13 protein-coding genes and 1 pseudogene are annotated in these 11,587 nt (G+C 69.6%); 2 read left to right on the top strand and 12 right to left on the bottom strand.

From position 1 onward, the window contains the following. Positions 1-4: 4 nt before the first annotated feature. Positions 5-574, top strand: a complete 570-nt coding sequence (locus tag LDL49_RS34845; RefSeq protein WP_225297576.1) for an RICIN domain-containing protein — start codon at positions 5-7, stop codon at positions 572-574. A gap of 91 nt (positions 575-665) precedes the next feature. On the opposite strand, the gene LDL49_RS34840 is transcribed toward LDL49_RS34845, so the two are convergent. The 11 genes from LDL49_RS34840 to LDL49_RS34790 form a co-directional block, all read right to left on the bottom strand. After that, on the bottom strand, positions 666-1,664 hold the full coding sequence (locus LDL49_RS34840; protein WP_225297574.1) for an ABC transporter permease: 999 nt from the start codon (positions 1,662-1,664) through the stop codon (positions 666-668). Further along, entirely contained in the window at positions 1,661-3,148 is a 1,488-nt protein-coding gene (locus LDL49_RS34835) for a sugar ABC transporter ATP-binding protein (RefSeq protein ID WP_225297572.1), read from the bottom strand. Before LDL49_RS34835 ends, LDL49_RS34840 begins: the two co-directional genes overlap by 4 nt. Then, positions 3,145-4,113 (bottom strand): sugar ABC transporter substrate-binding protein, encoded by a 969-nt coding sequence (locus tag LDL49_RS34830; protein ID WP_225297570.1) that lies wholly within the window; start codon positions 4,111-4,113, stop codon positions 3,145-3,147. Before LDL49_RS34830 ends, LDL49_RS34835 begins: the two co-directional genes overlap by 4 nt. 14 nt (positions 4,114-4,127) lie before the next feature. After that, positions 4,128-4,499 (bottom strand): RbsD/FucU domain-containing protein, encoded by a 372-nt coding sequence (locus LDL49_RS34825; protein WP_225297568.1) that lies wholly within the window; start codon positions 4,497-4,499, stop codon positions 4,128-4,130. Further along, a complete protein-coding gene (locus LDL49_RS34820) occupies positions 4,489-5,370 on the bottom strand; it encodes a ribokinase (protein ID WP_225297566.1) in 882 nt (293 codons plus the stop codon). The genes LDL49_RS34825 and LDL49_RS34820 overlap by 11 nt, the downstream gene beginning before the upstream one ends. Continuing rightward, positions 5,363-6,388: a LacI family DNA-binding transcriptional regulator gene (locus LDL49_RS34815; RefSeq protein ID WP_225297564.1), complete on the bottom strand. Its 1,026-nt coding sequence runs from the start codon at positions 6,386-6,388 to the stop codon at positions 5,363-5,365. Before LDL49_RS34815 ends, LDL49_RS34820 begins: the two co-directional genes overlap by 8 nt. Positions 6,389-6,476: 88 nt before the next feature. Beyond that, complete coding sequence (locus LDL49_RS34810) at positions 6,477-6,908, bottom strand: Rossmann-fold NAD(P)-binding domain-containing protein (RefSeq protein ID WP_225297562.1); 432 nt, start codon at positions 6,906-6,908, stop codon at positions 6,477-6,479. A 307-nt stretch (positions 6,909-7,215) separates the two neighbouring features. Then, a complete protein-coding gene (locus LDL49_RS34805) occupies positions 7,216-8,016 on the bottom strand; it encodes an SDR family NAD(P)-dependent oxidoreductase (RefSeq protein ID WP_225297560.1) in 801 nt (266 codons plus the stop codon). A 168-nt stretch (positions 8,017-8,184) separates the two neighbouring features. Beyond that, a complete protein-coding gene (locus LDL49_RS34800; protein ID WP_225297558.1) occupies positions 8,185-8,754 on the bottom strand; it encodes a TetR/AcrR family transcriptional regulator in 570 nt (189 codons plus the stop codon). Further along, positions 8,751-8,900 carry a hypothetical protein gene (locus tag LDL49_RS34795; protein ID WP_225297556.1) on the bottom strand — a complete coding sequence of 50 codons (150 nt, stop codon included), beginning with the start codon at positions 8,898-8,900 and terminating at the stop codon, positions 8,751-8,753. Before LDL49_RS34795 ends, LDL49_RS34800 begins: the two co-directional genes overlap by 4 nt. Before the next feature lie 3 nt (positions 8,901-8,903). Beyond that, positions 8,904-10,004 (bottom strand): 4Fe-4S binding protein, encoded by a 1,101-nt coding sequence (locus tag LDL49_RS34790; RefSeq protein WP_225297554.1) that lies wholly within the window; start codon positions 10,002-10,004, stop codon positions 8,904-8,906. A gap of 297 nt (positions 10,005-10,301) precedes the next feature. Here LDL49_RS34790 and LDL49_RS34785 point away from each other — a divergent pair, with 297 nt between their 5' ends. Further along, complete coding sequence (locus LDL49_RS34785) at positions 10,302-11,075, top strand: NADPH-dependent F420 reductase (RefSeq protein ID WP_225297551.1); 774 nt, start codon at positions 10,302-10,304, stop codon at positions 11,073-11,075. Between the two features lie 61 nt (positions 11,076-11,136). On the opposite strand, the pseudogene LDL49_RS34780 reads toward LDL49_RS34785, so the two are convergent. Next, positions 11,137-11,541, bottom strand: a pseudogene (locus tag LDL49_RS34780) (transposase); the annotation flags it as partial. Positions 11,542-11,587 lie beyond the last annotated feature (46 nt).

Here is an 11,587-nt window from a genome sequence, read left to right as displayed (position 1 = left end):
CGAGATGAAACACGCGTTCCGTCGTCGCACGGCGGCCGCCGCTCTCGCTCTCACCGCGGCGTTCTCCACCCAGGTCCTCACGGAGATCGCCACGACGGACGCCTCCTCCGCGGGCGCGGCGCGACTCGCCGAGGCCCCCGGAGAGCGGCACAACATCATCCTCTGGAACACCCGCAGTCACCGCTGCGTCAACGGGCCCGGCACCGACGGGGGGAACGTCCTGCTCCTGCGCTGCAATTCCGGCTGGGGGCACGACCGCTGGGACCTCATCAAGGTCAAGGACGCCGCCGGCAACGACGTACCGCACCAGTACTTCGTCATCAACACCGCCACCAAGGCGTGCCTGGAGGTCGGCGGCTGGTCCACGGCCGACGGCGCCACCGGCATGACGTTCGGCTGCCACCAGGGCACCAACCAGAAGTGGCATCTCGTGGCGCGCGACGACGGGTACTACGAGTTCTGGAACGTGGGGACCAGCAAGTGCCTCGACGCCCGGTTCGTCGAGGAGTGGACGGACATCTACCAGTGGCGCTGCCACCAAGGCGGCGAGCAGCTCTGGTGGATCGACGTCTGAGCGCGGGGGCCGGGCGGGATCGGACGGCGCCGTACGATCCCGCCCGATGGCATTCCGCGGCCACATCGCCGCCCGCCGGGCTGGTCGATGGTCAGGAGGGGGTCATCGCCGGTGTGAGTGCCTGCGCGGGCTGGGCGACGGCCAGCTTGCGGGCCAGGCGCAGCCGGTACGCGTCCAGCACCACGGCGACCAGGATCACCAGCCCGGTGATGATCTGCCGTTCGAAGTCGGAGACGCCCATGAGCAGCAGCCCGTTGGTGAGCACGCCGAGCAGGCACGCCCCGAGGAACGTACCGACCATGGAGCCGCGCCCGCCCATCAGGCTGGCTCCGCCGATGACCACGGCGGCGATCGCGTTGAGCTCGTAGCCCTGGCCCAGGATGGGGCTGGCGATGTTGAGCCTGGCCATGTACAGGATGGCCGCGATGCCCACGGTCAATCCGGCGATCATGAAGGCGGCGATCTTGATGCGGGAGGTCTTGTGGCCGGACAGGCGGACGGCTTCCTCGTTGTTGCCGGTGGCGTAGATCAGCCGCCCGAAGACGGTGCGCGACAGCACGAACCAGCCGGCCCCTGCCAGCAGCAGCGCCACCCAGAACACGGCGGGGATGCCCACGAGCGTGAGAGTGCCGAAGTCGTTGAGCGCGGCGGGCAGGTTGTAGATGGTGGCCGCGTCGGTGTACCGCTCGGCGCCGCCGCGCGCGATGTTGAGCATGGCCAGGGTGACGATGAACGACGGTACCCGCCACTGTTCTGACACGAACCCGTTGACCCAGCCGACCACGCCGCCGACGAGCACGCTCACCAGGATCCCGCCGACCAGCGTCAGGTCGGAGCCGGATCCGGCCATCATGGTGCCCGACACGACCGCGCACAGCGCCATCGCCGAGCCGACCGACAGGTCGATGCCGCCGACCAGGATCACGAACGTCATGCCCACGGCGAGCACGGTGTTCAGCGTGATCTGGGTCATGATGTTGCGCAGGTTCTGCTCGGTCGCGAAGCTCGGGGCGGCGATGACGAAGAAGCCCGCGAGCAGCACCAGGGCGACGCCGATACCGGCCTCGCCGAGCACGAGCCTTTTGATCATTGTGTTTCACCGTTCTTGAGGTAGCCCGAGTAGGCCAGCGTGAGGATGTGCTCGGCGTCGAAGTCAGCCCGGGCGACCTCGCCGGCGATCTTGCCGCGGGAGAAGACCAGGAGGCGGTCGCAGATGCCCATCAGCTCCGGCAGGTCCGAGGAGACGACGAGCAGGGCCTTGCCCTCCGCGGCCAGGCCGAGCAGCAGTTCGTGGATCTCGTACTTGGCGCCGACGTCGATGCCGCGGGTGGGCTCGTCCACGATCAGGATGTCGGATCCGGCGTTGAGCCACTTGGCCAGCACGACCTTCTGCTGGTTGCCGCCCGACAGGGTGCGCACGTGCTGGTCGACGCCCGCGGAGCGCAGGTGCAGGCGCCGGCCGAGGTCCTCGGCGAGCGAGCGTTCCCGGCCGAAGCGCACCAGGAAGCCGCGCAGCTTGGCGAGCGTGACGTTGGCGCTGATCGGCAGGTCGAGGACCAGGCCCTGCGACTTGCGGTCCTCGGTGAGCAGGCTGATGCCGTGCCGTACCGCGTCCTGGGGGTGCCGGATGTGCACCTTCTTGCCGTAAAGCTCGATATTTTCTGACAAGGCGGGGTCAGCGCCGAAGATCGCGCGCATCGCCTCGGTACGGCCGGAGCCGACCAGCCCGGCCAGGCCCACGACCTCGCCGCGCCGTACCGAGAAGGAGAGCGGCCCTTCGAAGCCCGCGACCTTGAGATCGCGCACCTTCAGCGCCACCTCGCCCGGCGCCGTCGGTGGCTTGGCCGGGAACTCCTGCGCCAGGTCGCGCCCCACCATCGACCTGACCAGGTCGGGCGCGGTCACGCCGGCCATCTCGCGGGTCTCGATGCTGCGCCCGTTGCGCAGCACGGTGACCCGGTCGGCCAGCTCCAGCACCTCCTGGAGGTGGTGGGAGATGTAGACGATGGCCACGCCGCGCTCGCGCAGCGCCCGCAGGATGCCGAACAGGCGTCCCGACTCGCGCGAGGTGAGCGTCGCGGTCGGCTCGTCCATGATCAGCAGTTTGCAGTCGGTGGAGATCGCCTTCGCGATCTCCACCAGCTGCATCTGTGCGATGCCGAGCCGCTCGACCAGGGTGTCGGGCGAGACCTCCAGACCGATCTCGGCCAGCAGCCGCGCGGCGTCCGCGCGCAGCCGCTTCCTGTCGACGACGCCCGCCGTGCGCGGCAGTGCGCGCAGGAAAAGGTTCTCCGCCACGGTGAGGTACGGCAGCAGCGCCAGCTCCTGGTGGACCACCGAGATCCCGGCGGCCAGAGCGTCGGCCGCGCCGGCGGGGGTGTACGGCGCGCCGTCGAAGGTCATCGTGCCGCCGTCCGGCGCGTGGATCCCGGCCAGGGCCTTGACCAGCGTGGACTTGCCCGCGCCGTTCTCCCCCACGAGGGCGTGGATCTCGCCCGCGCGGATGTCGAGGTCGACCCCGTCGAGCGCCACCACACCGGGGAAGCGCTTGACGAGGCCGCTGACGGTCATCATCCGACGTTGTCCTTCGTGATGAGCTTGATCTCGGTCTTCTGCCAGCCGCTGAAGTTCTCGCCGGCGATCATCTTCATGGCGTAGTCGATGCCGTTGGAGGCCTGCTGCGCCCCGTACTGGTCCAGGGTGGACACGACGGTGCCGTCCTTGACGTACTGGGCGATGGCCGGGATGTTGTCGAACGCGGCGATCTTGATCTGATCCTTCTTGCCCTGCTCCTCGATCGCCTTCAGCGCGCCGAGCGCCATGTTGTCGTTGCCGGCCAGCACGCCCTTGATGTTCGGGTGCCCGGTGAGCATGTTGCCGAAGACGGTGTGCGCCTCGTCGGTCTCCCAGTGCGCGGTCTTGGAGTCGACGAGCTTGAGCCCGCCCGCCTTGATCGCGTCCTCGAAGCCGGCCTTGCGCTGGGCGGCGTTGGCCGCGCCGGGGTTGCCCTCCAGGATGACGACCTCGGCGCCCTTGCCGACGGCCTTGGCCAGCTCCATGCCCGACTGCTTGGCGCCCTCGCGGTTGTCGGGGCCGACGAAGGGCACCTTGTCGCCGATGCCGGCGGCCTTCATCGCGCCCTCGTCGAGCTGGACGTCGATGTTGACCACCTTCACGCCCGCGTCGACGGCGCGCTTGATCGGCGCGATCAGCGCGCGCGAGTCGGCGGGGGCGATCACGACCGCCTTGGCCTGCTGGGTGACGCACTTCTCGACGGCGGCGACCTGGTTGTCGATGTCGGTCTCGTTCTGGATGCCGACCACGCTGAGCGTGAGGTCGCCGCGCTTGGCGGCGTGCTCCTGAGCGCCCTTCTGCATCTGCTGGAAGAACTCGTTGGCCAGCGACTTCATCACCAGGCAGACGCTCGGCTTCTCACCGGGCTTGGGCGCGGCGGCGGGCTGGGCGGTGGTGCCGCCCTCCTTGCCGCAGGCGGTCAGCGCGAGTGCCAGACCGGCCACGACGATGATCTTCTTGTTCATGTGGTGTTTCTCCTTCAGAAGGGAACGCCCGCTTGGAGGACGACGTTCGCGTACGGCGTCGCCTCGCCGGTCCGCACGACTGCGCGGGCCCGGCCGGTGAGCTTTTTGAGATGGGTGTGGGGGATGCGTTCTGTTCTTGTCAGCACGCCATCGAGGAAGCCGGGCGGCGACTCCTCGGCGACGTAGGCGGTCTCGACGACGAGCTCGCCGAGCACCGCTTCCAGTACGGGCAGGAAGGCAGGCTCGCCCCTGCGCCAGACGAGGTCGACCGTCTCGACGCCGGGCGGGACGGGCAGGCCGGGGTCGGCCACCACGATGAGGTCGGTGTGTCCCGCCGCGGACAGGATGTGCAGCAGACGGGGATGCCAGAGGCCGTCATGACGCATGGGCGAGCAGCCTTTCCACTTGGTCGCCGGTGGGCATGGCGGTTTGGGCTCCGTGGCCGGTGGTGGCCAGCGCGCCGGCCGCGCAGGCCCGCCGTAGCGCCTGGTCGAGGGGCAGGCCGGCCGCGTAAGAGAGCGCGAGCTGCGCGCAGAAGGTGTCCCCCGCGCCGACCGCGTCCACCGCGTGCACGGGGAAGGAGGGCACCTGGCAGACGCCGGAGGCGTCCTGGCCGCGCGCCCCGCGCTCGCCCAGCGTCACCACCGCGGCGCGCGGCCCGAGCGCGAGCAGCGCGGCGGGGTCGGTGCCGCCGCACAGGGCGGCGGCCTCGCCCTCGTTGACGATCAGCAGGTCCACCTGGGTGAGCAGCTCGTCAAGACCCCGCGTGTACGGCGCGGCGTTGAGGATCACCGGCACACCGTGCGCCCTGGCCTGCCGGGCGGCGGCGAGGCAGGCGGCCACCGGGATCTCCAGCTGCAGCAGGAGCGCGCCGGCGCCGGCGAGGTCGAGGTCGGTGAGGCGGAGCAGTCCGTTGGCGCCCCTGGCGACAGTGATCATGTTCTCGCCACCGTCCTCGACGACGATCATCGCCAGCCCGGTGGCGGCGGGCGCCCGCCGTACACCTGAGACGTCCACGCCCTCGCGCGCCACGGCGGCGAGCAGCTCGCCGCCCAGCGCGTCGTCGCCGACCTGGCCCACCAGGCGAACCCGCGCGCCCAGCCGGGCGGCGGCCACCGCCTGGTTGGCGCCCTTGCCTCCGGCGGCCCGCACCGCGGCGGCGCCCGCGACCGTCTCGCCCCGGCCGGGCAGGCGCGTCACCGGAACCGTGAGATCCATGTTGAGGCTGCCGACGACGACCAGCTCCGGCTCACGCATCGTCGACCCCGCCGACCGGGTCGGGGCAGCCACAGGAGCCGCGCCTGATCAGGGCGGCTGACAGGACGACCCGCTCGCCTCCCGATGAGTCACCGATCTGTGCCACCAGCAGCTCCACTGCGCGCCTGCCCAGTACTTCGATCGGCTGGCGCATGGTGCTGAGCGCGGGCACGGTGTAGGAGGAGGCGGCGATGCCGTCGAACGAGCACAGCGCGACGTCGCCGGGCACGCTCAGCCCCAGCTCGGCCGCGGCGCGCATGACGCCGATCGCCTGCTCGTCGCTGGTCACGAAGAGCGCGGTGGGCCGGTCCTCCATTGACAGGAGCTGGTGGCCGCCGAGGTAGCCCTGCCGCCGCCCGAACGGACCGTGGACCAGCGGCATGGAGGCTGGATCGAGGCCGGCTTCGGCCAGCGCCCGCGACCAGCCGGCGACCCGCTCGACGGTAGGATGGATGTCCTTCGGTCCCGCCACGCAGCCGATACGCCGCTGCCCGTGCGCGAGCAGGTGGCCGGTCGCCTCGTACGCGCCGCCCTCGTTGTCGAGAAGCAGGTGGCTCGCCGGGGTGTCGTCGAGCTCGCGGTCGAGCACGATGCACGGCACCCGGGAAGCGGCGAGCTGAGACCGCCAGGCGTGCGGGCCGTGGGCGGGAATCAGGATCAACCCATCCACCTGGCGGTCGATCAGGGTCCGCACGTAGGCGGCCTCGCGATCGTCGTCGTCCATCGCGTTGCCGAGCAGCAGCGTCAGGCCGTGCTCGAAGGCGACGTCCTCGATCTCGCGGGCCAGCTCGGCGAAGAAGGGGTTGGCGTTGTCGGGGACGACAAGCCCGATCGTGTGCGTACGGCTGGTGCGCAACGAGCGTGCGACGGCGTTCGGCCGGTAGCCGAGCTCGTCGATCGCGCGCAGCACCCGTTCGCGGGTGGGCGGCGCGACATTCCTCGGCCCGTTGTTGAGCACGTAGCTGACGACAGCCTCTGAGGTGCCGGCCAGCCGCGCCACATCGCGGCGTGTGACCACTACGGAAGTCCCATCTACTCGTGTTGATGCAGTATTCGGCTACGGATTCCGTAGGAGCAACACGTGTAGATGGGACGTTATGAAGGTGTTATCGCCAGATTTCAGGACGGTCACGAATGGCGGTCTGAGGTTGTGCGCCGACCTGCCGATGCCGCACATTGCATCCTGTGCCCGTCCGGCAGGGTGCGGAGCCCGCGCAGGTCAGGCGGTTCTGGGACCTGCGCAGTGGGGCGTGGGGCCGGTCAGGACGTGAGTCGCCCGCTCGGCACACGTACATGTCCTTCAGTTCCGGGCCGTTGAGCTCGTAGGACTTGGAGATGTGCGGCGCCGGGTCGGCCAGGATCTTCGCGCACACCTCCGCCACGTCGTAACCCGCGATGGGCGCGAGCCGGTGGTCGCCGAAGGGCAGGCGCAGCTCCCCGTTGCCCAGCGGCTCCAGCGCCAGCCAGGTCATCAGGGGGTTCTCGACGAACATGGCCCCCCGGATGTCGACCGTCGGCAGGCCGGACCGCTGCAGCACCCGCGCGGCGATCCAGTGGGCCCGCTGCTGCGGCGACCAGTCCGCGACGAGCCCGCCGAGCCACGAACGCCGCTCTTCCTCCGGTAGTCCGCCCGCAAAGCGGACTTGTCGCCCAGGCCGCCCTGCAAGATCCTGCGGAGGGCGGGCTTGGGCTCCACCCCGGCGACCATCGGGCCCACCACCGGGGTGAGGACACCGCCGACCACCACACGGGCGAGAAGACTGGACCGGGCGATTCCGCCGCGGTAGTCGTAGGCATTCACCGCAACGACGCGCCGTACGCGCTCCGGCAGATCGGCCGCGGTGCTCAGGGCGAGCACCGCCCCATGGACTCCCCGACCAGCGTCACGTCATGGAGGTCGAGTTCGGTGAGCAGCCGTTCGACGCCCGCGCGCATCGCCGGCTCCTGGTACGACGCACCAGGCACGATCTCGGAGTAGCCCATCCCCGGCAGATCGAGGGCGTACACGGTGTACCGGCCGGAGATCAAGGGGATGAGGCCGCGGAAGTGCTCGGCCTGCGTTCGCACGGTGTGCAGCAGGACCAGCGGAGCACCCGAACCCGCTTTGAGGTAACGCAGCCTTCCCCCAAGGCTGTGGCGCCCGCCCTCGATCGCATGCTTGGAGGCGGCGTAGGCGGCCATGTAAGGCGAGGGCAGGAAGCCGACCACGGAGGAGAGGTTGATGATGCGCCCGTGTCCTTGAGCGCGCATGTGGGGCAGGACGGCCTTGGTCATGCGCATCACACCGAAGACGTTGACGTTGAAGAGGGCCTGGGCCTGCGCGACGGAGCTCTCCTCAACGGCACCGATGGCGCCCATGCCGGCGTTGTTGACCAGGACGTCGATTCGCCCGAACCGCTCGATCACCTGCTGGACCACGGCGATGACCGACTCGTCACTGGCCACGTCGAGGTCGGCGAAGGTCACACCGTCGAGCAGGGTGACGCGCGAGGTGTCGCGGCTGGTGCCGACCACGTCGAAGCCCGCTTCGACCAGCGCGAGCGCGGCCGCCTTTCCGATGCCGGATGACGCACCGTCACGAGTGCCATCGGCCGATTCGTCGCCATCCTGGACTCCCTTGCTCAGCAGAAAACCGATCGGTTTCAACCACCGTAAACCGATCGGTTTCCATGCGTAAGCTCAAGGAGGAAGCCGATCCCGCGTCACGCTCCGTCCAGGCTGGTCCGCCAGCAGAGGGTCGGCGTTCGAGCCAGGGACTTGCTCCGACTACCGCATCCCCTTCTAGGGCACATCCTGCTCGAAAAGGGCAACGGGTCAGCGCACGCCTGCCGCATCGAGCAGGGTTGCCACGGTGGGCGCGATGAGCCCCGTCAGACTGTCGGCTCCGATCCCCGCGCGAGCGCTGGCGCCGTCGAAGACCACGCTGAGCTGCCGGGCCAGCAGGTCCGGATCGCTCGCCCCACCCTGCTCGGCCTCGGTACGGAAAAAAGCCGTCAGGTTCCCCTTGACCCGGTGCGCCACCCGGCTCGCAGGGTGGCTCTGATCCTTGAGCTCGATCTGCACCGCCAGATACTGACAACCCCGAAACTCGGGCGCACCCGCCTGCACCTCCACCTGCTCGAAGACGTGCAGGATCCGCTCGCGCGGCGAACGGCCATCACCCGCCGCGGGCAGAAGCCCCGCCACGAAGGCGGCCGAGCGCTCCTCCAGGCTCGCCGCCAGCAGCTCGTCCTTGCTCTCGAACAGCTGGTACATGGAGCGCTTCGACACCCCCGCCGCCTTGCACAGCGCCTCGATGCCGATGCCGACACCGTCTCGGTATGTGAGCGTGGCCGCCGCCTCCAGCAGCCGCTCTCGGGAACTTGGCCTCACGTCGGTAGTCATACAGCGAGGTTAACTCGATTCCAGCGAATTAAAAACCGATCGGTTTCCCGGGCGCGCCGGGACGAAATGGTCTCGGCGGGTATGCGATGCAGCCCCTTGCGGTCGTACCAGGCCGTCACACCGAACCCGAACAGCGCGGCCACCACGGGTCAGGAGGATGCGGGGCGTTTCGCCGGGGGCTGCCAGCCGCCGGTGACTTCTTTGACGGGCTTGTGGGGGAAGCGGCGCTGGGCGTATTCCTGCGCGTGCGAGCCCGGCAGGACGTACAGAGTCTCCTTCTTGTCCTGCAGCGGCCGCAGCACGGTGTCCATGAAGGCCTTGCGGTCCTCCAGGTACGGGCCCAGGACGTCCTCGCCGCCGGGGCAGACGGCCAGGCAGTAGCCGGACTTGTAGCCGGGAGGAGAGGTCAGGCTCTGCCACATCGAGGCGCTCTCGGAATCGGTGACCCGGGAGCGGTAGTCGGCGGCGTCCTGGCTGTCGGCCACGGTCTGCGCCCAGTCGGTGAACCCGCTCATGAACTCACGGTAGTTATGCGTGGTGCAGGCGAAGAAGTCGAAGTCTCCGTCCTTGCCGATGGCGCCGACCGGGCAGGCGGCGACGCACAACTTGCAGTCGATGCACGGGTTGTAATCCAGCGCCTGCCCGTACTCGCTCACCTGGGCGTCCACCAGGACGGTGGCCAGCAGGACGAAGCTACCGAACTTGGGGTGGATGACGTTGCGGTGCAGGCCCATCACGCCGAGCCCCGCGGCCACCGCGACGGTCTTGTGCGCCACCACCCAGATCCGGCCAGGGTAGCGGTCCATCTCCTGGGGGAAGCCGACCGAGGGATTGAGCGCGCGATAGCCGGCGTCCTGCAGTGCCTGGGTGACGCTGCGGGCGGCGTGGTTGGCCTGCTCGTCGGTCTGGTGGAACTCCTGGTTGGCCACGCTGCGGGCCGGGGAGCGGCAGTTGTCGCGGTTCATCCGGGACACCATCGCGATCAGGGTACGGGTGCCAGGCAACGCGGCCAGCGCGTGCTCGCGCTCGCCGGCCAGGTCGGGGTGATCCAGGCTGACCGCGGCCGCGTCGTCCGCACCGGCCGCCAGGCACAGCTCGCGCAGCCAGGCCGCGTCGATCACCGCCGGCGGGCTCGCGATGTCACCGGCTCTGCGCCGGGCGAGTACGGCCTGCACCGACGGGTGCCCAGCCAGCTTCGCCGGCAGCTTCGGATCCGGCGACTGCTGCTCGGCGTCGCGCCTGGTAGTCATCGCTCCCCCAGTGAGTTTCGTTCTCGGACTCGCCCCCACGACGAGAAACCGACCGGTTTCCACTCACCGTAAACCGATCGGTTTCAGCATGCAAGTCCAAGCGGTGAGCCCCCGGCCCACATGGCGACGGCCGGGCGTCAAATCGGCACCCACGCTCCCCGCACACCTAGACGGCGCGGATGGTCCGCACGCCATCGGAAAGGATCAAGGCCACCGCGCCGCTCGGTCGCGTCCCCCGCGCGCCGCCGACTTGCCTCTGACACTGATGTGAGGTCTTAACGTGGCCAGGGGTGGCCTATGGCGTTCCCGGGCGCATGGCGCGGGACGGCCACCACGCAAAGGGAGGAATCGGCGATGCCGACTCTGGGAATCATCGGAAGCGGAAACATCGGCTCCGCGGTCGCGCGGCTGGCGGTGGCGGCGGACATCGACGTGGTGATCGCCAACTCGCGTGGTCCGCAGAGCCTGGCAGCTCTGGTCGAGGAACTGGGGCCACGAGCCACAGCCGGCACCGTGGAGCAGGCCGCGCGCGCCGGCGAGGCAACCCTCCTCAGCATCCCGCTGGCCGCCTACAGCTCGGTGCCCGCCGAACTGCTGCGGGGCCGGACCGTTCTGGACACCGGCAACTACTACCCCTTCCGTGACGGCCGGATCGCCGAACTCGACGCCGAGAAGGTGACCACGACCGAGCTGGCCCAGCAGGTGCTGTCTGGCGCCCTGCTGGTCAAGGTCTTCAACAACATCATGGCCCACCACATCCCCCTGCTCGCCCGGCCGGCCGGGGCCCCGGACCGCAGCGCCCTGCCCATCGCCGGCGACGACCCCGGCGCCAAGGCCCGGGCCGCGCAGCTGATCGAGCGGCTCGGCTTCGACACCGTCGACGCCGGAACCCTCGCCGGCAGCTGGCGCTTCGAGCCCGAGTCCGGCGCCTACACCCAGATCTACCTCGCCGACCCCGACGTACCGGTCGAGCGCATCCTCCAGGCACCCGCCGCGCCGCTGCCGGCCGACAAGCTGCGCGCCGCGTTGCAGGCGAGCCACCGGGTGAAGGTCGCCGACCGCACCTTCTGAGGCTCACACCGAGACCTCCATCGGAGAACCGGCGGAGGCTTCGCCTGTCCGGCGTGCCGCGGATAGTGGAGATCATCTGCTTGGACACCTGGGTCTCGTACACCTCGGCCAGATGCGCGGCGATCTCCCCATGAGTCAGGCCCTTGGCCGACAATGACAACACCATCTCATCCACCCCGGACAGCCGGCGCTGCCGCTTGCGCACCAGCTGGGGCTCGAACGCGCCCGCCACATCGCGTTGCACCCGCACCTCCACCGGGCCGACGTCGGTCAGTACCGTCTTGGCGCGGCTGCCGTTGCCGCTGTTACCGCTGTTCTTCCCTGCCGCGTGGTGCTTGTCATAGCCGAGGTGATCGGTGATCTCACCTTCCAAGGCGGACTCCAGCACCCGCTTGGTCAGCTGCTGCAGCAGGCCGCCCTCGCCAATCAGTTGCAGGCCCTCGCTGCGGGCTTGGTCCACGAGCATCGAGATCAGCTTCTCGTCCGCGATCGAGCGATTCGACTCGGCAAGC

It is taken from the genome of Nonomuraea aurantiaca (genome assembly GCF_020215705.1).
Classification (GTDB): domain Bacteria; phylum Actinomycetota; class Actinomycetes; order Streptosporangiales; family Streptosporangiaceae; genus Nonomuraea; species Nonomuraea aurantiaca.
This window is presented reverse-complemented; position numbering and strand designations above follow the sequence as displayed.